Origin of the sequence: Pseudomonas sp. 31-12, assembly GCF_003151075.1 — a bacterium.
Taxonomy (GTDB): domain Bacteria; phylum Pseudomonadota; class Gammaproteobacteria; order Pseudomonadales; family Pseudomonadaceae; genus Aquipseudomonas.
This window is the reverse complement of the sequence record NZ_CP029482.1, coordinates 5,462,299-5,485,970: the sequence shown is the minus strand read 5'-3', so window position 1 is coordinate 5,485,970 and position 23,672 is coordinate 5,462,299. Positions and strand designations below refer to the sequence as shown.

16 protein-coding genes and 1 pseudogene are annotated in these 23,672 nt (G+C 59.2%); 8 read left to right on the top strand and 9 right to left on the bottom strand.

Annotation, left to right across the window (positions count from 1 at the left end; all coding sequences use genetic code 11):
- The first annotated feature begins 111 nt into the window (after positions 1 to 111).
- From DJ564_RS25865 to DJ564_RS25855, 3 genes are read left to right on the top strand one after another with little or no spacing between them, the layout of a single operon-like run.
- Positions 112 to 1,020 carry an ABC transporter permease gene (locus DJ564_RS25865; RefSeq protein ID WP_109634371.1) on the top strand — a complete coding sequence of 303 codons (909 nt, stop codon included), beginning with the start codon at positions 112 to 114 and terminating at the stop codon, positions 1,018 to 1,020.
- Complete coding sequence (locus tag DJ564_RS25860) at positions 1,017 to 1,865, top strand: ABC transporter permease (RefSeq protein ID WP_109634370.1); 849 nt, start codon at positions 1,017 to 1,019, stop codon at positions 1,863 to 1,865. The genes DJ564_RS25865 and DJ564_RS25860 overlap by 4 nt, the downstream gene beginning before the upstream one ends.
- Before the next feature lie 15 nt (positions 1,866 to 1,880).
- Positions 1,881 to 2,936, top strand: coding sequence for an ABC transporter ATP-binding protein (locus tag DJ564_RS25855; RefSeq protein ID WP_109634368.1), 1,056 nt, complete (start codon positions 1,881 to 1,883; stop codon positions 2,934 to 2,936).
- Between the two features lie 152 nt (positions 2,937 to 3,088).
- Here DJ564_RS25855 and DJ564_RS25850 read toward each other — a convergent pair whose 3' ends face one another.
- On the bottom strand, positions 3,089 to 4,018 hold the full coding sequence (locus DJ564_RS25850) for an AraC family transcriptional regulator (RefSeq protein ID WP_109634366.1): 930 nt from the start codon (positions 4,016 to 4,018) through the stop codon (positions 3,089 to 3,091).
- 335 nt (positions 4,019 to 4,353) lie between these two features.
- On the opposite strand from DJ564_RS25850, the gene DJ564_RS25845 reads away from it, so the two are divergent.
- Together DJ564_RS25845 and DJ564_RS25840 are read left to right on the top strand one after the other, a co-directional pair.
- Positions 4,354 to 4,707 carry a putative quinol monooxygenase gene (locus DJ564_RS25845; protein WP_109634364.1) on the top strand — a complete coding sequence of 118 codons (354 nt, stop codon included), beginning with the start codon at positions 4,354 to 4,356 and terminating at the stop codon, positions 4,705 to 4,707.
- Between the two features lie 41 nt (positions 4,708 to 4,748).
- On the top strand, positions 4,749 to 4,979 hold the full coding sequence (locus tag DJ564_RS25840; RefSeq protein ID WP_109634362.1) for a hypothetical protein: 231 nt from the start codon (positions 4,749 to 4,751) through the stop codon (positions 4,977 to 4,979).
- On the opposite strand, the gene DJ564_RS25835 is transcribed toward DJ564_RS25840, so the two are convergent.
- From DJ564_RS25835 to DJ564_RS25810, 7 genes and pseudogenes are all read right to left on the bottom strand, one after another.
- Positions 4,980 to 5,609, bottom strand: coding sequence for a flavin reductase family protein (locus DJ564_RS25835; RefSeq protein ID WP_109634360.1), 630 nt, complete (start codon positions 5,607 to 5,609; stop codon positions 4,980 to 4,982).
- A gap of 237 nt (positions 5,610 to 5,846) precedes the next feature.
- Entirely contained in the window at positions 5,847 to 7,166 is a 1,320-nt protein-coding gene (locus DJ564_RS25830; protein WP_109634358.1) for an MFS transporter, read from the bottom strand.
- 298 nt (positions 7,167 to 7,464) lie between these two features.
- Positions 7,465 to 8,799, bottom strand: a complete 1,335-nt coding sequence (locus DJ564_RS25825) for a sigma-54 dependent transcriptional regulator (RefSeq protein ID WP_109634356.1) — start codon at positions 8,797 to 8,799, stop codon at positions 7,465 to 7,467.
- A complete protein-coding gene (locus tag DJ564_RS25820) occupies positions 8,793 to 10,559 on the bottom strand; it encodes an ATP-binding protein (RefSeq protein WP_109634355.1) in 1,767 nt (588 codons plus the stop codon). Before DJ564_RS25820 ends, DJ564_RS25825 begins: the two co-directional genes overlap by 7 nt.
- 230 nt (positions 10,560 to 10,789) lie before the next feature.
- Positions 10,790 to 11,728 (bottom strand): hypothetical protein, encoded by a 939-nt coding sequence (locus DJ564_RS32615; protein ID WP_256597457.1) that lies wholly within the window; start codon positions 11,726 to 11,728, stop codon positions 10,790 to 10,792.
- Entirely contained in the window at positions 11,709 to 13,454 is a 1,746-nt protein-coding gene (locus tag DJ564_RS32610; protein WP_256597456.1) for an RHS repeat domain-containing protein, read from the bottom strand. Before DJ564_RS32610 ends, DJ564_RS32615 begins: the two co-directional genes overlap by 20 nt.
- Positions 13,455 to 13,563: 109 nt before the next feature.
- Positions 13,564 to 18,063 (bottom strand): annotated as a pseudogene (locus tag DJ564_RS25810) (SpvB/TcaC N-terminal domain-containing protein).
- Positions 18,064 to 18,343: 280 nt separating this feature from the next.
- Between DJ564_RS25810 and DJ564_RS25805 the strand changes: the two are divergent.
- Positions 18,344 to 19,569 (top strand): IS3 family transposase gene (locus tag DJ564_RS25805; RefSeq protein ID WP_371921989.1). Its coding sequence is split into 2 segments (ribosomal slippage): positions 18,344 to 18,695 and positions 18,695 to 19,569, totalling 1,227 coding nucleotides; the frame shifts between segments, so codons are not numbered across the junction.
- A gap of 42 nt (positions 19,570 to 19,611) precedes the next feature.
- On the opposite strand, the gene DJ564_RS25800 is transcribed toward DJ564_RS25805, so the two are convergent.
- Positions 19,612 to 21,135 carry a fumarate hydratase gene (locus DJ564_RS25800; RefSeq protein WP_109634353.1) on the bottom strand — a complete coding sequence of 508 codons (1,524 nt, stop codon included), beginning with the start codon at positions 21,133 to 21,135 and terminating at the stop codon, positions 19,612 to 19,614.
- A 493-nt stretch (positions 21,136 to 21,628) separates the two neighbouring features.
- Here DJ564_RS25800 and DJ564_RS25795 point away from each other — a divergent pair, with 493 nt between their 5' ends.
- Both DJ564_RS25795 and DJ564_RS25790 read left to right on the top strand, forming a co-directional pair.
- Entirely contained in the window at positions 21,629 to 22,735 is a 1,107-nt protein-coding gene (locus DJ564_RS25795) for a GGDEF domain-containing protein (RefSeq protein WP_109634351.1), read from the top strand.
- A complete protein-coding gene (locus DJ564_RS25790) occupies positions 22,728 to 23,663 on the top strand; it encodes an iron-sulfur-binding ferredoxin reductase (RefSeq protein WP_109634349.1) in 936 nt (311 codons plus the stop codon). The genes DJ564_RS25795 and DJ564_RS25790 overlap by 8 nt, the downstream gene beginning before the upstream one ends.
- The last annotated feature ends 9 nt before the right edge of the window (positions 23,664 to 23,672 follow it).

Below are 23,672 nucleotides of genomic sequence, written 5' to 3'. Positions count from 1 at the left end.
CGCAGCCGAACGGGGGCAAGCCCCCTCGCCACAAAAGCCCGCTCCCACAGGGTTCGCGGTGATTTCAAGACTTGTGTTTGCCAGCTGCTTTCCATTGACGAGACCCTTGCTATGGAACACCAACCTCTGACTCATCCGGTCGCCGCCGCTCCCGTGCGCGCCAACCGGGGTGTTTCGCCGACGACGCGTGCGTGGTTTTTCCTCTCGCCGTCGATGCTGTTTCTGGGCGTATTGATTGCCGCCAGCCTCCTGGTTCTGCGCATGAGCGTGGGCACCAAGGGCGCGGAGTGGACCGGGTTCAGCCTGGCCAGTTACGCCCAATTGCTCGAACCCTATTACCTCAAATCCTTGTTGCTGACCTTGCGCCTGGCGCTGATCAGCGCGGTGATCGCGGTGGTGTTGGCGATCCCGGTGGCCTACACCATGTCGCGGCTGACCTCGCCGTTCGTGCGACGGATCTTCCTCGCGGCGGTGCTGCTGCCGTTGCTGGTCAACCTGCTGCTGCAAAGCTACGGCTGGCTGGTGATTCTCGGCCCGGGCGGGATGCTCAATCAGGCACTGATGGGCCTGGGCCTGATCAAGCGCCCGATCATGCTGCTGTACAACCAGAACGGCGTGTTGATGGGCCTGGTGCAAACCGCGTTCCCGCTGGCCGTGCTGCCGATTGCCAGCGCCATGCGCGGCGTCGCGCGGACTTACGAAGAAGCCGCCGCCACCCTCGGTGCGAGTCGCTTCCAGGTGTTCCGCCAAGTGGTGTTGCCGATGAGCATGCCGGGGATCATTACCGGCGCGACGTTGGTGTTCGCCTACAACGCCAGCAGCTTCGTGGTGCCGTTGCTGCTCGGTGGCCGCCGCGTGCCGATGCTGGCGGTGATGGTGCATGACCAGATCGCCCCGCTGATGAACTGGCCCGCCGCGTCCGCTGCCGGTGTGGTGCTGATCGTCACCACGCTCGCGATTATGACCTTGTCCGAATTCATCACTGGCCGTCGTCGGCGCATGCTGGAGGCTTCCCAATGAGCACATTGACCAAAAAGCGTTATGGCCTGCTGCCCGGCGAGACCGGCAAGTTCGCCGGCATCCTCTCGGGCTTCATCCTGCTGCTGGCGGTGTTGCCGATCCTGACCATGATCGTCATGTCGTTCAGCGGTGCGTCGAACCTCGACTTCCCGCCGAGCAGCTACAGCCTGCAATGGTACAAAGCCGCCTGGCACACCTTCGTATCGCCGGATTCCAGCGATGTGCTGAGCCTGGGCAAAGCCATGACCACCAGCCTGATGGTGGCGTGCCTGACCATGATCTTCGCCACCATTGTGGCGGTGCCGGCAGCTTACGCGCTGACCCGTTGTGAATTCCGTGGCAAGGCCGTGGCGCTGCAACTGATGTCGCTGCCGCTGGTGTTTCCGATGGTGGTGTTGGGCCTGGCGTTGCTGCTGGTGTTCGACAGCCTGCCGTTCCAGATGACCACCTCGCGCCTGGTGATTGCCCACGTGATCCTGGCGCTGCCGTTCGTGGTGAAAAACTGCACCGCGGCGATGCTCTCCATCGGCAGCGAAGTCGAAGAAGCCGCGCAAATGCTCGGCGCTTCACCGCTGAGGGCGATCATCGATGTGGTGGTGCCGTTGATGAAGTCGGGGATTCTGGCGGGCATGCTGCTGGCGTTCATCGTCTCGTTCAACGAATTCACCGTGACCTATTTTCTCTACACCATCGACGTGATGACCGTGCCGATCTGGATGTACAGCCGCACTGTGTCTTCGCTCGACCCCACCGTATTTTCGTTTGCCGTGCTGATCGTGCTGATCGACTTCGTCCTGATCTGGGCGCTGGAGAAGCTGGTTGGTGAAGGTGGCGTTTCGTTCTGATTCTTGAGGTGCAACATGACTGGTCTGATTCTGGAAAACGTCGAGAAACATTACGGCTCGGCCTGCGCGGTAAAGGATGTAAACCTGCATTTGCCGGAAGGCAAACTGGTGTGTTTCCTCGGCCCGTCGGGCTGCGGTAAAACCACCTTGCTGCGGATGATCGCCGGGCTCGAAACTCTCAGCGGCGGCGAGATTCGCCTGGACGGTGAAGACATCGGCCACACCCCGGCGCATCAGCGCAATTTCGGCATGGTGTTCCAGTCGCTGGCGCTGTTTCCGCACATGACGGTGGGGGAGAACATCGCTTATCCGCTGAAACTGCGCGGGGTCAGCAAGGCTGACCAGCAGGCGCGGGTGGTGGAGTTGCTGGAGCTGATTCAACTGAGCGAGATGATTGATCGCCCGGTGGCGAAGCTGTCTGGCGGTCAACGCCAGCGCGTGGCGATTGCCCGGGCGATTGCCAACCACCCGAAAATCCTCTTGCTGGATGAACCGCTGTCGGCGCTCGATGCCAAGCTGCGTGAGTCGATGCAGGTGGAAATCCGTCAGCTGCAACAGCGCCTGAACATCACCACGATCATGGTGACCCACGATCAGCGTGAGGCGATGACCATGGCCGATATCGTGGTGGTGCTGGGTGAGCATCGGGTGCAGCAAGTGGGCACGCCGATTGAGATTTATCGGCACCCGGCCAATGAATTTGTCGCGGACTTTATCGGCTCGGGCAACATCTTCCCGGCCACGGCGCTGGGCAACGGCAAGGTGGGACTGCCCGGTGGCGATGCGCTGGAAGTGCCGATCTGCAGAAGCATTGTGGTCGGTGAGAAGGTGAAGATGCTGATTCGCCCAGAGGACCTGCAACTGTCGCATCCGCAAGCGACGGCGGGGAACCGGTTGCTCGGCACAGTGACGTTTGTGCGCGATATCGGCGCGACGATTGAAACGACGGTGGAGTGTTCCGGGGTTTCATTTACGGCGTTGAGTACGCCGTGTCAGGGGTTTGGGTTGAGCATTGGCAACCCGGTGTCGGTGACATTGCCGGCCGAGGCTTGCCGCGTACTCGGCGCCTGATCCAGATTTGATGTCGGCCTTACTGGCCCCATCGCTGGCAGGCCAGCTCCCACAGGTTACATCGGTGTTCACTTGATTGTGTGAGCACTCACAATCCCTGTGGGAGCTGGCCTGCCAGCGATGAGGCCATCAGTTACACCCTCAAGGCTGAATCAGACGCTCAACCGCAACCGCGCCAAATCCCTTAACGGCGGCGCCCCGAACAACCGGCTATATTCCCGGCTGAACTGCGAAGGACTTTCATACCCCACCCGATACCCCGCCGCCGATGCCTCCAACCCTTCGGCCAGCATCAACCGCCGCGCTTCCTGCAAGCGCAGCTGTTTCTGATACTGCAACGGACTCATCGCCGTCATCGCCTTGAACCGGTGATGCAACGTCGACACGCTCAGGTTCACCTCCTTCGCCAGATCATCGATGCGCAGCGGTTGCTCATAATTGCCGTTGAGCCATTTGATCGCCTGGCTGATGCGGTGGCTCTGGCTATTGGCGATGGCGATTTCATACAGCCGATGCCCCTGCTGGCTGCGCAGCAACCGATAAAGAATCTCCCGACGAATCAGCGGTGCGAGCATGGCGATGTCTTTCGGCGCATCGAGCAGGCGCGCCAGACGCAGCACGGCGTCGAGCATCGCCGTATCGATCCGTTCGACATACAAGCCGCGCCCGGTTGGACGTGTGGGGACGCCGAGAGGGCCGGCGTCGGCAATCAGTGCAGTGATTTCTGCTGGATCAATGTCCAGTCGCACCGCGAGAATCGGTTCTTCAGACGTGACATTCACCACGCGTCCGCTCAAGGGCATCGAGACCGACACCACCAGGTAATTCAGCGGATCGTAATTGAAGTATTCGTCGGCCAGCCTGACCTCTTTACGGCCCTGCGCCATGATGCACAGCGCCGGTTGGGCCAGCACCGGGGCAAAGTCATGAGACTTGCTGTGTTTGGACATGAACAGCGAACCGACGGCAGTGGCATAAGTGCCATCTTCCATCGTGTTGCGACGGATGATAGCGGCCAGTTCCGCGCGCTGTTTCTCCATGTCGGCATCCAGCGGGGCTTGAAAGTGATCGAGCGACGACATGCAAGGCATCCTCGGTGGGGCGTTGGTAATGGGGCGAGCTTAAGTTTGTGCAAGACGATGCGGTAGACACATCCTGCCGCAAGCTTGCCTGATTCTGCACGGGGTAAATTAACGGCGCTTCTATGACAAGCGAACCCAAGGAAAACTTGCTTGAAAGCCGCGTTTCATTGAGATGAACGTATTTACAGGTTGTTACAGGTTTATCGAAACGCCGCGCAGGATTGTGCAACAAGCCGGCAGGAATCGACTAACCGCGCTTCCACCGGCGCGCTTAACCTTTGATCCTGTCGCAGCCCGTCCCACGGCTGCCACTCGAGTACCTGGGAGGGTTGAACATGTCTACGCAGATCCCCGTCAGTCATATGGCTTTTGTCCGTGCCCGCGCCGGGCGTTCGGCGGAACTCGGTGCGCGCCTGAGCGCCTTGATCGAGCCGTCCCGCAGTGCACCGGGTTGCCTGAGTTTTTCCCTGCAGCATTCGCAATGCGATCCGGAGTTGTGGCTGGTGTCCGGTTTCTGGACGCACCAGCAAGCGATGACCGCCTACTTCAGCACCCCGGCGATGGAGATTTTCGCCGAGCTGGTGCAGGAGTTGATGGTCAACAGCCTGGATTTTCATACTTTCAAAGACGTGTCGGCCGACCAGGCGCGGGGCCAGTCCCGGTCGTGGGTACACAAAATGGCGGGTTGAGGGTTTAATGGCTCCATTCTCAATCAGCCAGGATCCGCGACATGGCACGTAAAGCCTTTGAAACCTTCGAAGCCGTATCCGCCGTAGTGCCGGCCGAAGGCGGTTATCACGCCGCAATCGCTGTTAAAGCACTGGGTGGCTCAGGTGCACCGCGTTTTCACAAGATTCTCGACGATCAGGTCTTCAAGACCGCCCACGACGCCGATGAAGCCGCTGCGCTGAAGTTGACCAGCCTCAAGAATGTCAGCGACGACGCCGAACTCGTCTGGTAATTACTTGACCGCCCCCGGGCGGAACATCTTGAACAATGCCTCAGGCCCCAGCTGAAAGTAATCCGCTGGCCCGCCGCCGCGCAGAATCGGTTCTGCCGCGGCGGTGTCGTACACCCCATCCTTCAACAGCCACTTGGCGATATGCACGGCGACCACTTCGCCCAGAATCAGCCAGCTTGGCACCACGTTCCCGTCCGCCCGCTGCAACTGAATGATCTGCGTGACCTTGCACTCGAACGACACCGGGCTTTCGGCGACGCGCGGCACCTGAATGATTTTCGAAGCCGCCGGCGTCAGGCCTGACAGCTCGAACTCATTGACCTCGGGCGGGACCATCGCGCAACTCTGGTTCATCTGCTCGGCCAGCGGACGCGTGGCCAGGTTCCAGGCGAATTCGCCGGTCTGCTCGATGTTGTTCAGACTGTCTTTGCGCCCGACGCTGGAAAAACCAATGATCGGCGGAATGTAGTTGAAGGCGTTGAAGAAGCTGTAAGGCGCCAGGTTCAAGCGGCCGTTGGCGTCCTGGGAGGAAATCCAGCCGATGGGGCGGGGGCCGACGATGGCGTTGAACGGGTCATGCGGCAAACCGTGGCCGTTGGCGGGTTCGTAGAAGTGGATGTCGTCGGGCATGGCATATATTCCGGGAGGATCGGGAGGCAGTCATGGTGCAAGGACGAACGGATAATTTCCAGCGATGAGATTCAAATGTGGGAGCGAGTCTGCTCGCGATAGCGGTGTGTCAGTCAGCCAATTTGTTGCTGATACACCGCTATCGCGAGCAGGCTCGCTCCCACAGGTTTTGCGTCTATTCAAAAGAAAAGGGGCAGACCCGTGAAGGTCTGCCCCTGTTTTATTGCGCGAGCCGAATCAGTCCGTCTCGATCCGCGAATGCTTGCGGGTGTCTTTCATTGTGATGTACACCAGCAACGACACGGCAATACACGCGGTCACGTACCAGTAGTAACCGGTTTCCATGCCGATGCTCTTGAACCACAGCGCGATGTATTCAGCGGTGCCGCCGAAGATCGACACGGTCAGTGCGTACGGCAGGCCGACGCCCAGAGCACGAATCTCGGTCGGGAACAGTTCGGCTTTCACCACGGCGTTGATCGAGGTGTAGCCGCTGACGATGATCAGCGCTGCCATGATCAGGAAGAACGCGCCCCACCAGGATTGAATGGTGTGCAGGGTGGTCAGGATCGGCACGGTGAACAGCGTCCCGAGCACACCGAAGGCAATCAGGATCGGACGACGACCGACTTTATCCGACAGCCCGCCGATGATCGGTTGCAGGCACATGAACAGGAACAGCGTGGCGGCGGAAATGGTGGTGGAGTCGGAGATGCTCATGCCGACGGTGTTCACCAGGTATTTCTGCATGTAGGTGGTGTAGGTGTAGAACGCCAGGGTGCCGCCCATGGTCAGGCCGACCACGGTCATCAGTTCCTTGGGATGGCGCATCAAGGTGCGCATCGCGCTTTCCTTGGCTTTCTCTTTCTTGGTGAACGACTCGGTTTCTTCCATGCCACGACGCAGGTAGAGCGCGACCACGGCACACAGCGCACCGATGGCGAACGGGATGCGCCAGCCCCAGGCGTACAGCTCTTCAGTGGTCAGGGTCTGTTGCAGCACGATCAGCACTGCCAAAGCGATGAGCTGGCCGGAGATCAGGGTCACGTACTGGAAGCTGGAGTAGAAGCCGCGACGGTCCTTGGTCGCCATTTCGCTGAGGTAAGTTGCCGAGGTGCCGTACTCGCCACCGACCGACAGGCCTTGCAGCAGGCGGGCGAAAATCAGCAGGATCGGTGCGCCGATGCCGATGGTTTCATAGCCCGGGCTCAGTGCGATCAGCAGCGAGCCGAAACACATCAGATACACCGAAGCCATCAGTGCTTTCTTGCGACCGGCCTTGTCGGCGTACAGGCCCATCAGCCAGCCACCGATCGGGCGCATCAGGAAGCCCACGGCGAAGATCGCGGCAGTGTTCAGCAGTTGGGCGGTGGTGTCGCCTTTGGGGAAAAAGGCCTTGGCGAAATACAGGGAGAAGGCAGCGTAGACGTACCAGTCGTACCACTCGACCATGTTGCCGACAGAGCCGCTGAAGATCGACTTGATGCGACTGGCGGTGGTTCTTTCTTTGGCGGGCACGGCAGCCGACCCAAGGGGCAGGGCGTTGGAGTTATCCATTGAAGGATCCTTCGTTTAATTGTTTTTGTGGAGCGCGTTGAAACGCAGCCTGCTGGGGCTATAGCAGGAGGTGTGCCATATCAAGGAGGGCTGGTTTAGAGGGGTTGCGGGGATTGTGTGAGCGGAAATCCGCTCATGCTGGATTGGGTTTGAGCGGAAAATTGCTTACTGGTTGTGAGATGTGTTGTCCGTGAATGCCTCATCGCGAGCAGGCTCGCTCCCACAGGGGACTGGTGTACACCGTTCAAATGTGGGAGTGAGCCTGCTCGCGATGAGGCCAGAAGAAGCACTGCAAAAATCAGCTGTCCTGCAGGAACATCTCCCGCGTCAGCCCATGCCGCTGCAGCTTTTCATTGAAGGTCCGGCGCGGCAGTTGCAGCTCTTCCAGCACCGCTTTCACATCGCCTTTATGCCGGGTCAACGCCGCTCGCAGGCAATGCGCTTCGAACGCTTCCGCCTGCGCCGCCAGCGACTGCCCGGGATCGATGCCCGCAGGTGTCGGCTCGCCCAGCCCCAGCACCTGCCGTTCGGCAACGTTCGCCAATTCACGCACATTGCCCGGCCAGTCGTGGTTCAGCAGATGGCTCAACTGCGGGCCGCTCAACGGTGGAAAAGTCCGCCCCAGGCGCTCAGCGGCATTTTGCGCGAACGACTCGAACAACAACGGAATGTCTTCACGCCGTTCGCGCAACGGCGGCAGGCGCAATTCAGCGACGTTCAACCGATAGGCCAAATCCTCGCGAAAACGCCCCGCCCGCGCTTCATCCAGCAGATCCGGTTTGGTCGCGGCGATGATCCGCAAATCCACGCGAATGCTCTGATTCGACCCCAACCGCTCAAGCTTCTGCTCCTGCAAGACCCGCAGCAATTTCACTTGCTGGGCCAGCGGCATGCTTTCGATTTCATCGAGGAACAGCGTGCCGCCATCGGCGTATTCGAGTTTGCCGATACGTTTGCCCGAAGCCCCGGTGAACGCGCCGCTCTCATGTCCGAACAATTCAGCTTCGAACAACTGCTCGGGAATAGCCGCGCAATTCAACGCCACAAACGGCTTGTCCGCGCGTGGCCCGAAGTCGTGCAGGCAGCGAGCGACCAGCTCTTTGCCGCTGCCGGTTTCACCCCGGATCAGCACATTGACCGGCAACGCCGCCAGATCCAGCACCTGTCGGCGCAAGATCTGCAAACCACGAGAAACGCCCAACAGTGTCGCGTCGAGTTTGGCGCGGTTATCGGCCAGCTCATGCAGTGCGCGGTTTTCCAGCACCAGCCGGCGCTTGTCCAAGGCGCGGCGCAAACTGCTCATCAGCGTTTCCGGGCTGAAGGGTTTTTCCAGGAAGTCATAGGCGCCGTCGCGCATCGCTTCGACTGCCATCGGCACATCGCCGTGGCCGGTCAGCAGAATCACCGGCAAGTCGGCATCGCGGCGCTGAATCTCAGCCAGCAACTCCAGCCCGGTCATGCCGGGCATGCGCACGTCGCTCAGGATCACGCCGGGGAAATGACTGGGCAACTGCGCCAGGCACTCATCGGCGCGGCTGAACAGCTGCACCTCGAAACCCGACAGGCTCAGCCATTGTTCAACGGCGCTGCGAATGCTGCTTTCGTCGTCGACCACCATCACTGAGTTCAGCATGGGCCGTGGGCCTCCTGGTCGATGGGTAAAGTCAAGGTGAACACGGCGCCGTTGGCGTGATTGTCGGCACTCAGGCGTCCGCCCGATTCGTGAACGATGGCAAACGATACCGCCAAGCCAAGCCCCAAACCATCACCCACCGGTTTGGTGGTGAAGAACGGGTCAAACACATTCGGCAGATGTTCTTCGGCGATGCCGCCACCGTTGTCGGTGACGGTCAGGCGCCAGAGTTGTTCGTCGGCTTCGAGGCGGATTTCCAGGCGTTTGCAGGGTTTGTCCTGCATCGCGTCCAAGGCATTGCGCAGCAGATTGATCAGCACCTGTTCCAGGCGAATCGCATCGCCACGCACCCACGCCGGACGCGTCAGGTGCAACACGGTGCTGACCTGCTCGTCACGCAAACGGGCGTCGAGCAACTGCAGCGACTGGTCGACCACGGCCGCCAGATCCAGGCGTTCGCGCAAACCGCTGGGGCTTTTACGGGCGAAGGTTTTCAGGTGGCCGGTGAGGGCGGCCATGCGCGTGAGCATGTCGTCCACCGGTTTCAGCGCCTTGTAAGCGTCATCGACCCGGCCGTGATCGAGCAGCAGCCTCAGAGTCGCAAGCTGCATGCGCTGAGCGGTCAGCGGTTGATTGATTTCATGGGCGAGGGCGGCCGACATCTGCCCGAGGGCCGCGAGTTTGGCCGACTGCACCAGACCGTCCTGAGCGGTGCGCAGGTCGCGGGTGCGTTCCTCCACCAATTGTTCGAGTTCTTCACGGCTGCGCTGGCGCATCTTCGCCAGGCGCCAGCGCTGATTGAGGAACAGCAGCAGAAACACCAGCGCCAGCCACAACCCGGCAGCGGCGAGCGCGGCGTTGCGGCTGTCTTCGAAGGCGACTTGCGGGCGGCGCAGCAGGTGCAAGGTCCAGCCTTCCGTGCTCAGCGGCAGGGATTCCCACAGATAGTTCGCCGTGCCGTCAGGACCGACGACCCGCGCCAGATCGCTGTTGTCGTCAAAGCGCTGCAGCGATTGATAGTCCAGCGGTGTCAGCGGTTGTTTGTCGTATTGACGGGTGACCTTGAGCTCGGCGTGATCGCTGTCGTTCAACGGTTTCAACAAGCGATAGCGCCAGCCCGGCTGGTTGGCGATAAAGATAATCCCGCGCGCATCGCTGACCAGCAGCGTGTCGCTGCCCTGACGCCATTCGCGCTCCAGTTCCGGGAACTCGAGTTTCACCACCATGGCGCCGAGAAACTCGCCGCTGTCGCTGGTCACCGCGCTGGAGAGGAAATATCCCGGAATGCCGCTGGTCACCCCCACTGCGTAAAAACGGCCGGTGCCCTGGGTGCGGGTCTGGCTGAAGTAGGGGCGAAAACCATAGTTGTGGCCGACATAACTGCTGGGCAAACGCCAATTGCTGGCGGCCACGGCGAGGCCGGTGCGGTCGAGCAGTTCCAGGGTCGAGGACTGCGCGGCGCCGTTGATTTTTTCCAGTTTGCGGTTCAGCGCAAGCTGCTGTTCGGGACTCACTTCACCGTTCAGCGCGCCACGCAGCTCCGGGTCCAGCGCCAACACGGCGGGCAGGGCGCGGTAGCGATCGATCAGGGTGTGCAGCGAATTGGCGTACAAGGCCAATTGCTGGTTGGCGCGGGCGGCGTCTTCCACCAGTGCCTGGCGTTCGGTGTGACGCAGGGCAAAACCGGCGGCCAGTACAGCTCCGGCGACGATCAGCAAGGTGTACAGCGTCAGGCGTAACGTGCGCGGACGAGCATGCATGGTGTCTGAAAAAATCAGTCATAGGGGCGCGCACCATAACATGGCGTCACCCCGATTATTCAGGGTGCGTCGAGGCGCAGACCGTCAGGCGGCTTTTTTTCGACAAGGTACTGAAGGCTCTTGTGGCCAGGTTCTGACTTGCTTGATCCCGCTTGGTGTGACTTTGAAGTCATGCACAAGCCTGGACTTATCGAGCATGAGTCGGCAGACGTTTCGACAGTCCTCGACTCTCAGGCTTGTGCATGGTGACGTTTGGCAGTGTGTGCCTGCCTCCTCAAGAATTGGTTATCTGTCGTGCTCTGCGCCTTGTACTGCTCCATGCCGATTTTGCTTCGACGGATCAAGTCTTGCGTCCTTTCATGCTGTCTCGTCAATGCGCTTAGTTGAATCGGTTCAAGCATGTGTTTAGGTGTCATGGCGTTAATATTGGGAAGTATGTCCTGCGGGTTGAGTTCGTCAACGCCTAGTGACTGGAAGGCTGCCAAGGCCTGGGTAAACCGTTCGTTTTCGACTGATTCCCACTTATCCAGCATGTCCTGGGTTTTTTTGATCTTGACCGGATCCAGCCCGTTGTTGATGTCCTCGGCTTCCTGAACCCTTGATCCCATTGCCAACATGGCACTTACCCCAGGAACCACTGACCCCACCACGTTGTTGAAGAAAATGTTGATTCCGGTTCCGAGCCAGTCAATCGGGTCGTCGTTGGTGGCGAGACCCAGTCCACGGTCAATCGCCTTGATGGACATGGTTGATGTCTGCGGAATTAGAGGGCCGATCAGTGGTGCGGCTGGAACAACAGAGGGGCTGGTACGGCCTGCCAATTCACCTCCAAAGTTACCTAAGGTAAGGCCTTGGGAATAAGGTACGCCTTCTTTAAGGTCGAAGCCTTGAACAGTGCGTAGAGGCAATAGTCTCTGCAGTTTTTCATTACTACTTGCCAAGGACCCGCCGGCATAACCGATAGCCGCTTTGATTGATTCACCCGTCAGGTTCAACAACAGCGCTTCCATGTTCCATTGATCAATGATGTTGTCGATTTGCCCCACTGTTTGATCGGCATGGCCTTCCAGGACCGAAATGAATCTTGAGTAGTTGTGGATGACGTGTTCTGCTTTCGCCTCACCGTTGCCGTCCAAATACCGCAGCGGGTTATTCCCCACAAAACGCATATAGATTCAACCCATCCACAGCCCCCGCCGGATCCGCACTTACCCAACGCCACAACCACGGCGCGTAATAGCGGGCGCCATAGTAATAAAGTCCGCACTCATCCATTTCCTTGCCCGAATAGCGGATCGTTTTACAGCAGACCTCCAGCGCAGAACTTGCTATCAGCCAGGCCGTGCCGCCAAACGGGTAATAGCCTTCGTGACTGACTACCCGAGCGTTTTGATCAAGCTCCATGACACTGGAGCCCAAGTGATCGTCGAGGCTGTAGCGCAGTTGATCCTGATCGATGCCGTCGGGTTTTTTGCTGACCCAATGCAGACAACGCACGCTGCCCCGACCGCCTGGCAAGGTGATGACGTGCAACGCTTCGCCGTTGTCCCGGGTGCGGATTTCCAGGCCCGGCAAGTAGATCGCTTGATGAAAATGAGTGAGGGTCGAGGCTTGCCATTCATGACGCTTGAGAATCCGTTCGCCCTGGCTGTAGCGAAAGACTTCTTCGTCGTTGGGATCGTTGTCGCGTTCAACCAGCGTCGCGGATGCCAGACGATCATAGCTGTTCCAATGCAGGGACCTTCCCGGGAGCGAGGCCAGGAGATTGCCGTGAGGGTCGAACAAGGTGTCGAAATCAGGGGTAGGATCACCTTCTTTCCAGCGCACACCACGGTTACTGTTCGGGTCAATGCACATCTGTTGGGTGTAGCCACCCACCGCGCGCTCATGGACCACTTTGATCAGGTTGCCGCCATCGTTATAGGCGTAAATCTGTTTGTAATTGAGGTGGTTTTTCGGGTCGCTCGGCAAGGGGCGACCAGGCAAGTCGGAGCTCGGGGCGGCATCATGACCGGTGGCGCTGGTCAGTTGGTACTGCGAGCTGTAGGTGAACTCGCGGTGGCCATCAATGAGCTGGTTTTTGAAGAACACCGGTTTAAACGTGAGATCGTCGATGCGCAACACGTTACCGACCCGATCGTATCGATACTCAAAGTGCTGGAGCGGGACTTGCCCGGGTGGCCCGGCAACCAGGGCAGTAAGGCGACCATCAGCATCGTCGTAAATCCAGGTGCTGAGCACTTTGTTGCTCGCAAGCTGTTCGATGATCTGGCCGGCGGCGTTGTAGCGGGCGTCTTCAAGAACCGGCTGCCATTGCGCCGTGGGATCGAGTTGCAGGTGAACCTGTTGCAGCTGCCCGGCAATGTCGTAGCGCATTCGTTGCTGATGCTCGCCGGCGTCGGTTTGGGTCAGTACCGCGCCGCTCGGGCCGTAGGTTCGGCTGCTGGTGAAGGTGCCGGTCTCGGTGATTGTTCGAGTGTCGCGCAGCGGTTGGCCGTGCAGGCTGAAACTCTTGATCTCGAATTCGCCTGAGGGGTCGACTTGCTTGATCAATTGGCTACGCAAGTTGAGGGCGGGATCAGCCAGCGCCGTGGCGTAGGTAAAGGTCTTGACGTCCGGTTGATCGTTCTCTTCAAGCGTGAGCACGCGCAACTGGTTGTCGTAAGTGGTGCGCCAATGGCTGCCGCGTCCATCCCAGTGTTGGCGGACTTCACCGGCCGGCCCCGTCAGGATTGTCCGCACACCGGCATCGACGCTGTCGACCTTGACCGATTGTCCGGTCAGGCCGTAAACCGTGGCCAGGTTGGGCTTGAGGGCATCGGCCAGTCGCGGGTCCCGTTGTTCCACCGGCCGCCCGATAACGTCATGGCGTAGCCGGGTAATGAGGGGCTCCAAGGTACCGCCTGCCGCAGTGCGCAAGTAGGCAAGTAGGCAATCTGGCGCACTGGCAGCCCCCGCGCATCATGAGATGTCACCGACGGGGTATTCCAGTCGACAGTACTCATCATTGCTTCTCCGTCGTGAGTCCGTTCGTGTCCGACGCGACGAGGGTGTCATTGAAATCCAGCTTGGTTGTGAACCAGGGATGGATTTTCTCCAGCGCAATATACCCTTTGGCGTTGATGACCTTGTTAAGGCGCCCAAGCACATCGTAGAAACTTTTATCGTGATGGCCGAACTCCTTGAAGCAATCGTCATTGATGTAGCCGTAAGCGTTGGCGAAATAGGGGCGATAGGTTCGTACCGGTAATCCTTTGTTGTTGTATTCCACGCGTTCGCTGATGCGCCAGCGCTGCTCGGCGTGCGCAACCTTTGGCTTGCCGCCTTCGATCACCCGTTTGCCGTTTTCCACGACATAGGCATCGCCAGGATCGACCAATTGCTGGGTTTGCAAGGGGCGACCGAAGCCATTGAAGAACGTCTGAATGATGTGGATCTGGTGTAGTTCGTCTACGTCGTAGTAGTAATGATCAGCGCTAAGGACAACGCTGTGCACCGGAGTGCGCTGCACACTGGCTAGCAGATCCCACAAGGCTTGCTCTGCCTGCGTCCGGGACTTGAGCCGGGCCAGATTCCGGCGCGCACTGGCGCGTATGTGCCGGCTAGGCAACACGTAACCTTGTGCGATCCAGTCACTCAGCCACACGGAGTCGGAGACCAGGCCCATCCAGCTGAACAGTTCCTTGCGAAAGGTGCTGGCCGCGTCTTGCAGTGCTTCCTTGGGGAATTTGATCGCCGTGGCGGGTCTGGCATCTTCAGGACGGTTATATTTGTCGATGGGCAGGAAGCCCGCGGGAACACCGTTTTCTGTTCCGTGACAAGTGACGGTGTGCGGACCTGACGCTCCGTTAAGGGCCTCTTCAATGTTCTCGTTGGCATCGGTAATGCGCAGGGTTTGCAGGGAGTGGTAGTCGGACTCGACGCGAGTGATGCAACCATCGGGTTGCTTGACGCTGAGGGTGGCGAGACAGTAATTGTCGTAGGTTGCTTCGGTTACACCATGGCTCCGGGTTTCGTTGTATTTAATGACCTTGTAGAAGCGCTCGAGGCCCGCATACTCGGCAAAGTTGTAGAGCGCGGACCACAGATTCCGCTGCTTGTCCTCTTCTTCGTCGGCCGCTTTGTCCGTGCCCAGAAACAGCTTCATGCACAGGTACCCAATCTTCTCCAGTTCTGCCCGGATATCGATTGGAGGCGTTACGTTGCCGTAGACCTCCAGCGCCTCCTTGTTCAACTGAGCAATTTCCAGCGCAGCGGCCAACGCTTCGAAATCGGCAGTGCCGTCCGGCAACACTGTGCGGTCGTCCGTTTTGAGATAGCGTTGCACCGATTGCGAAGTGAGTTCCCGCACAGCCGCCCATTCGGTTGATTTGAACAGGTCGAGAAACTGTTCATAAGAAATTGTATGGGGATCAAGACCACTGGCGACCGTCTTCTTGGGCAAAACAAGAGCATTGCCGCGTTGCCGATAGGGCAGGCCGAGCCGCCAGCCTTGCAGAGCGATCAGGTGAATAAATTCGTAGCGGGTTTCGTTCAAGTAGTAGAACTGCTGAGCCGGATCATGGGCGTCAATCCACCATTTATCTTCATCGGGATCAATAAACGGTGATTTGTCAGTCTCAGTCAGGCGCCGGGCATAACTGACTGTAATGCTGTGAGTCGTCTGCCCGAACTCGTCCCGATTCAAGTTGATGACATGGCGGCACAGCGGGTCGTCGATGTAGCGCTCGTAGTTGCACGTGATGGCTTCCAGCAACGACACCATTAACACCGCGTCGGGATAGTGTTCGCCACGCTCACGCACTTCACGAACGATGTAGCGGGACTGTTCTGAAAGGAAGGGAAGTGCAGAGGATGGGTCACCCGCCGCATACGTTTCAATTCTCAGCACATTGCCCGCGAGCGCACGGGCAATGGCGTGCTCAGTAGCCTCATCGGCCGGCTTGATAAGCTCCTCGCATTCGTCGCTCGGGTGGAATCGACAAAACTGCGTGTCACCCAGCCGGTGTGCCTTGTCATCACGGTCGAAGTAGCCGTCGCGAGGCATGTCGATTTGCCTGCCGGTGTGAAACCAGGTGCACACCAAGGCCGGTGCGGTGAAACTTTCGTCTTCATCCGAGGCGGTTTCGCTGTCGGTCTGGTGCAGCCGGCCGAATCCGCGGAACTCCCGGTCCTGGCTGTCGTACCAGGCCTCGAAATAACTGAAAAACTGATTCAGGCAATTGCCGGTGATTTCGTCGAGCTGGGATTGTTGGCTGACGACCTGCAAAGCGAAAGGCAGGTTGGAAACAGGGCGTCGCTTGAGCTTGAGAATCCGCTGTTTTTCATCCAGCCATTCCTGCGCGGAGCTGCGATACACCACCTTCGTGTTGCACCCCATGTTGTTATCGCTGGCAATCATCAAGTACGGCTTGGCGCTGACAAAGTCGTAGCGCCAGTGCTGCGGTTTCATATGCGTGACGGTCAGGATCAGGCTGGCGCAGCCGAGCCCTTGCAGGTCTGCGAAGGTGACTTGGCACAGGTTGTCGTAACGCACGCCCTCGGGCCAGGGGACAATAATCGGATCTTTCGCAAACCGGTTGCCGCCCTGATTGAGGTGAATATGGAAGTCATCCGAGTTCAGATAGATAAGCGCCGGGGCGCCCGAGCCGTTCAAGTCGGCGATGCGCACCCGTGCCGCGTCGAAAGTCGCGTACTTGAAGGTCGGGCCACCGATGACAAAACCTTTACCAAATTTCCCATGACCCAGGTTTGGCCAGCATTTGATTTCGTCGTGGCGAATGCGGCACAACCCCAGCGTGTCGCTGCCATGAAGGTTGCCCAGGAACACCAGTTCGCTGAGTGAGTTGCTGATCAATGGCAGAGGGTCATCCGCCGGCTCATGAGGGACGTTTTCACCCTTGGCAAAGCCCGCACGCTGGTTGGCGTACAGGCGCACGGAGTGGGGGCCGATCAGTGCCAGGGAGCTGAGGCCATTGCCCGTCAAGTCGCCCAACTGGGAAAGGACGTTGAAAAACTCCACCGGAAACGCACTGAACGGAACAAATCCTGACCAGCTATGATCCGGGTTCAGCGTATGAAAACCGCACAGGCCGGGTTGAGCAATGATCCAGTCCAGGCGACCGTCGCCGGTCAGGTCCATCAAGGCCTGATGCGCTTGCTTGTTGCGGTCGGCTATCGGGATTTTATCGAGCGCTGTCCACGGGCCATAGGTGATCTGATCACCGCCGTCCCGGTCACGCAACGGCTCCCGGTAGTACCAGCACTGGTCGTAGCGGCACAGGAAACCCGGCAGGCCCTCGCCGAACAGGTCGACGCATTGGTAGAACTGCCCGTCTTCGATGCCCGGCATGGTGTCGAACGGGAAGAACGGTTTCGACTGTGTATTGAGTTCGATAGTCGAATATTCGAACTCCACCGGGGGCATATTCTCCACGGCGTCGCTGGCGTCATACGCCTGGTAATTCGCCGCTGCGATTTGACTGTAGGCCCAGGATTCGGTGCTGCCCGAGTACTCCAGCAGCAGGCGGCGGACCAGCACAGGTGTGTCGCCCAGTTCCGCAAAACTGTGGAACATCAGCACTTGCTGGCAGAGGCGCCGAGTGCCTACTTCGAAGCCTTGGCCGTAGGTCTAAAAGGGGTCGTTACGGACCAGCCACGGCTTGAGCGTCGGGCCGTCATACACCGGTTTTTCATTGCGATCCAGTGTGCGTTCGCCGTAATCGAATACCAGGTGGAAGTGCCATGAAGGCGTCAGCGTTTGCGGCGTACCCCAGCCGTACAAGTGTTCGTACGCCGCGAAGTTGCCATAGAGCACACGGTGCAAATACTGCTGGGCCCGGTAGTCATGCGGGTCAGGAGTCTCGGTCGGATTCTCTTGTTTGTACTCGTAGCAGATGTGCTCGCCGCGAGCGTTGATGCTCTCTTGCAACAGCCAGGCAACGATACGGCTCGAATTGAGCGGGTCAGCCTTGCGCGCGGTCTCGACCTTGCCGAAGAGATGCAGGCTGCCATCGGCCCTGTGCACCAGCCAGAAGCCTTCGGGGTTAGTGGCGGAGCGCCACCACTCGATCAGGTCCAATGTCATTTCTACTCGAGGAACGTACCGCACAACCTTGTGCAGACCGATGGGCAACTCTCGGTACTTGGCCTCGTCTCTGGATTTGATCTTGCCGTCGATGTCGCGCTCGGCCATCAGTTCCTCGCCCGTGTGGCTGAGGTACACGTCATCATCGGTATAGCGCGGCACGCCTTTATCGGTCTGGCGGGTAATGGCGCTGAGGTTCAAATTCCAACCGATGCCAAACGGTCCGTTACCCGACTGGCTGCTGTAGCTCAGTGTGAGTTGAGGATCAAAGCCGCGACCGGACGAAGAAGGCAGAGGCAAAGCAAATGAAGCCGCTCCCGTCGGGCCCACCTTGCCCCAGCTTTTGCCAATGGTGGCGATCGATGCGCTCTTTGTGATGGAGGGTTCAGTGATACTCAGGGACGCTTTGTCTTCCATGGGGCTGATCCTGTTTTTGGCCTGGTGCTCGCCCGCGGCAAACGGTGTCGCTGGATGGGTCAGACGCTAACAAGATGGGCGGCGTGCGTAACCTGTCAGATCTGACAGGTCGGAAGAATTTTTTAGATCAAATGTATTTAAGCGAAATGCTTTTAATGCCATTGGTAATATTCACGCGCAAAAAAAGGCCGGGTCGTCATTGAGACGCCCGGCCTTTTTGTGTCAGCTGTCTCGTCCTGAATAAGGTTTACACCTTCTGACTTCTTATCAGGAAGGTGCAATGGATACGGGTCCAAAACGCAGTCAGCGAGATTACACGCTGACTTTTAAATTGTCGGTTGTCGATCAGGTCGAAAAAGGCGAGTTGAGTTATAAAGAAGCTCAACGGCGTTATGGGATTCAGGGTCGGTCGACGGTGTTGGTCTGGTTACGTAAACATGGTCGACAGGATTGGAGCCAAGGCGCATCCATTCGCTCCCAGAGGACTCGACCGATGGACGAGCCAACTTTGCCACCGACTCCCGAGCAGAGAATCAAAGAGCTTGAGGAACAGTTGGCCCTGGCAAATCAGAAAGCCAAATTCTTCGAAGACGTGGTTGATGTTCTGAAGAACGACTACGGCGTATCTGTCGTAAAAAAGCGGCCCGGCAAGTCGTTGCGCAAACCCAAACCCTGAGTGTCAGCAGGGCTTGCCAGTTTATGGGGATCAGTCGCCAAGCCTATTACAAGCGAGATCGCGTTTGTCGGGCTCGAGTCGAGCAAGATCAGAAACTCATCACGTTTGTGCAATCAATCCGGGTGCGCCAGCCCTGCATTGGCGCCCGCAAACTGCACTCATTGATGCACGCGGAGCGCGAGAAACAGGAGCTACATGTAGGCCGGGATCGCTTGTTTGAGGTTCTAAGAGAGCACCGCCAGTTGGTTCGTAGAAAACGGGCTTATCACAAGACGACTGACAGCCATCATCACTTTCACTGCCATCCCAATTTACTAAAGCCAGGCCCGCAGCAAGTCGTCGCTACCGGCCCGGAACAGGTCTGGGTAGCCGATATCACTTATCTCTCCACCAAGCGTGATGATCCGGTCTACCTGAGCCTGGTCACGGATGCGTTCTCGAGAAAAATTGTCGGTTACCACGTGCACGGTAGCCTGCATGCCGACTCGGTGGCTCAAGCCTTGCGCATGGCGTTGAAGACGCGTCGAACCCGCCAGAAACTGGTTCATCACTCGGATCGAGGGGTGCAGTACTGCTCAGCGTTGTATCAAAAGCTCCATGCCAGGCATGGCATCACGTGCTCGATGACCGATGGCTACGACTGCTACCAAAACGCCATGGCAGAGCGGGTCAACGGCATCTTGAAAACAGAACTCTTGCTCCATCGACCGACAGACTTGGCGCAAGCGGAGCAGATGGTGCGGGAGGCGATCTTGATCTACAACCAAGAGCGCCCGCACCTGTCCTTAAAATACAAAACGCCCGATGCGGTGCATCGGGCGTTAGGGTGAAATAGGTGTAAACCTATTTCAGGACTAGACAAGCTGATGCGCTTACTGCACTTCAACCGCCAGGCTCTCACTGATCTTTTGCTGCCAGATCGCAGGACCGGTGATGTGAACCGACTCGCCCTTGCTGTCCACTGCAACCGTCACAGGCATGTCTTTCACGTCGAACTCGTAGATCGCTTCCATCCCCAGTTCGGCGAACGCCACCACGCGGGATTTCTTGATCGCTTGCGCCACCAGATAAGCCGCGCCGCCCACTGCCATTAGGTAAACGGCCTTATGGTCCTTGATCGCTTCGATTGCGGTCGGGCCGCGCTCGGATTTGCCGATCATGCCCAGCAGGCCAGTTTGCTCGAGGATCTGACGGGTGAACTTGTCCATCCGCGTCGCGGTGGTCGGACCGGCAGGGCCAACCACTTCTTCGCGCACCGGATCAACCGGGCCGACGTAGTAGATGAAGCGACCTTTGAGGTCTACCGGCAGGGTTTCACCCTTGTTCAGCATCTCGACCATGCGCTTGTGCGCGGCGTCGCGACCGGTGAGCATCTTGCCGTTGAGCAGGACGGTTTCGCCCGGCTTCCAGCTCTGCACGTCTTCCGGGGTCAGCGTGTCGAGGTTGACGCGACGAGCCGACGGGCCGGCTTCCCAGACGATTTCCGGGTAGGCGTCCAGCGGTGGCGCTTCCAAGGATGCCGGGCCGGAACCGTCGAGCACGAAGTGCGCGTGACGGGTGGCGGCGCAGTTCGGGATCATGCACACCGGCAACGAAGCGGCGTGGGTCGGGTAATCCATGATCTTCACATCGAGTACGGTGGTCAGGCCACCCAGGCCCTGGGCGCCGATGCCCAGTTGGTTGACCTTCTCGAACAGCTCCAGGCGCATTTCTTCGATACGGTTGGACGGGCCGCGCTTTTTCAGCTCGTGGATGTCGATGGATTCCATCAACACTTCCTTGGCCATGACGGCGGCTTTCTCGGCGGTGCCGCCGATGCCGATGCCGAGCATGCCCGGTGGGCACCAGCCGGCGCCCATTTCCGGAACGGTCTTCAACACCCAGTCGACGATCGAGTCGGACGGGTTGAGCATGGCCATTTTCGACTTGTTCTCGGAACCGCCGCCCTTGGCTGCCACGTCCACTTCCACGGTGTTACCCGGAACGATGGAGTAGTGGATAACGGCCGGGGTGTTGTCCTTGGTGTTTTTACGAGCGCCCGCCGGGTCGGCGAGGATCGAGGCACGCAGGACGTTTTCCGGCAGGTTGTAAGCCCGGCGCACGCCTTCGTTGATCATGTCGTCCAGGCCCATGGTGGCGCCATCCCAACGTACGTCCATGCCCACGCGAACGAAGACGGTAACGATGCCGGTGTCCTGGCAGATCGGGCGGTGGCCGGTGGCACACATCCGCGAGTTGATCAGGATTTGCGCCATCGAGTCGCGAGCTGCCGGCGATTCTTCGCGCAGGTAGGCCTCGTGCATCGCCTGGATGAAGTCAACGGGGTGGTAATAGGAAATGAACTGCAGGGCGTCGGCAACGCTCTGAATCAGGTCGTCTTGCTTGATCACGGTCATGAGTCGCGCTCCTCTAAAAGACGGGAACATTCAATAAGGTGCTTGCAGCTGGGGTGCATCGGTCGGTTGCAAGCACCTTTCAAGGCACGCCGGGGCTGCTGGCGCGACGCTAAAAAGGCGCGGCAGTATACCGCGCCTCGATGGCGGGCACACCCGCCGACAGTCAATCGTTGGTCTTATAACGCCGCGATCCCTGTAGCAGCTGGCGAAGCCTGCGTTCGGCGGCGAAGCCGTCGTGAAATCGGTCACCTCGGTGTATCAGACAGACCATAAACACAGGTTTCACGACTGCTACGCAGCCGAACGCAGGCTTCGCCAGCTGCTACAAGGACCGTGGCAAGGACCAGGATCCAGGTAAAAACCGGACATGCTTTTGACGCCAGTTTTCTGCCCCGAAATTTGAATGGTCATTTAGCAGACACCCCACTAAAGTGGCATTCGGTCTGTAGAGTAGGACACTCGATCAGCCTCCTTTCGCACGGTGAGTCAACGATTGACCCATAACGCCATCCAACGGCTTTTGCTCAAACGCTTTGCCCTCGCAGCCGGCACGTACGCCCTGGCTCTGGTCTTGCTGTGGCTGGCATTTTTCACCGGGCATTACGACGAACCCCTGACCAGCATGGCCATCGGCAGTGCGCTGGTGGTGATCACTCAGGGGGCGTTGTTCGCGGTGTTTTACAGCGGCTGCAACCTGCGGTTTTCCGACCCGAGCCTGACCGAGGCGCAAGTGTTGATGGGCCTGGGTTGGCAGACATGGCTGATCGCCAATCTGGATGAGGCACGCGGCGCGTTCCTGGTGTTCTACCTGTTGATCATGTTGTTCGGGCTGTTCCACCTTTCCCGTCGTGCGTTTGTGCGCTGTGCGCTGCTGGTGTTTTTCAGTTTCAGCGCGATCACGCTGTGGGAGGGTTACCACTTCGAGTTGAACGACCCGGCGTTGGCCGCGTTGCAAGTCTGTGTGCTGTTCATCGTGCTGATCTGGCTGGAGCTCTACGCCCGTTATGTCCAGGCCTCGCGCCAGCGCATGCGTCAACGCCGGTTTGCCTTGCAGGCGCATCAGGACACCCTGCGCGGGATGATGCGCCAGCTCGAAGACCTGGTCGCCACCGACGAACTCACCGGGCTGTTCAACCGCCGGCATTTCCTGCGCCTGGCCTCCCGCGAGCTGAACGCGATGGAGGCGGGCGTGGTGCATGGCCTCGCGCTGATCGACCTCGACCATTTCAAGCGCATCAACGACGTTCACGGCCACGCTGCGGGCGATCAGGTGCTGCAAGCCTTTGCCGGCGTGGCCACCGCCTGCCTGCGCGAGGGCGATGTGCTGGCCCGTTATGGCGGCGAAGAATTCGTGCTGCTGTTGCCCGACTGCAACGCCGAACGACTGACCTCTTGTTGTGAGCGGCTGCGCATTGCCTTCACCGATGTCGAACTGATCGGCCTCAACGTCGCCCACCTCAGTTTATCCGCCGGCATGACCTTGCTGGAGCTGGGCGACGATCTCGACGACGCCTTGCAGCGGGCCGATCAGGCGCTGTACCGCGCCAAGCGTGACGGCCGCAATCGCTGCGCGGCGGCGTGGGAGAATGTCGATGCCTGAATTGCGTGTCGGCGAGCGTCACTGGTCGGTGGCGCCGGGCAGCAATCTGCTCGACGCCCTGAATCAAAATGGCGTGGCCGTGCCCTACAGTTGCCGCGCCGGCAGTTGCCATGCCTGCCTGGTGCAATGCGTCCAAGGATTGCCCGGCGACAACCGCCCCGATGCCTTGAGCGCTGATCAGCGTCAACAAGGTTGGCGACTGGCCTGCCAATGTCAAATCATCGAAGACCTGCAAGTGCATACCTTCGACCCGCAAGTCGACGGCCGCCCCGCGCAAGTCGCTGCGGTCGATTGGTTGAGCGCCAGCGTGTTGCGTCTGCGCCTGACCACCGAGCGGCCGTTGCGTTACAGCGCCGGGCAGCATCTGGTGTTGTGGGCCGGCAACGTGGCACGGCCTTACTCTTTGGCCAGCCTGCCGGAAGAAGACCGCTTTCTGGAATTCCACCTCGATTGCCGCCAGCCGGGAGAATTCAGCGACGCGGCCCGTCAGCTGAAAATCGGCGACCCGATTCGCCTCGGCGAACTGCGCGGCGGGGCGTTGCAATACGACCCGGACTGGAACACCCGGCCGCTGTGGCTGATGGCTGCCGGCACGGGGTTGGGGCCGTTGTTCGGTGTACTGCGCGAAGCGTTGCGTCAAGATCATCAAGGCGCCATCCGCGTCATTCACCTCGCCCATGATGCCAGCGAGCACTACTTGGCCAAACCCCTGCAAGCCATGTGCGATGTGCGTGAAAACCTCAGCGTCGAATTCTGGACCCCGGCCGAGTTGCCGCAGGCGTTGGCGCAACTGCGGCTTGTTTCCCGACAAACCCTGGCCTTAGTCTGCGGAGCCCCAGACAGTGTCGACGCCTTTGCCCGGCGCTTGTACCTGGCCGGATTGCCGCGCAACCAACTGCTGGCGGATGTCTTTGTTCCCCGTGGTTGAGCGCTGATC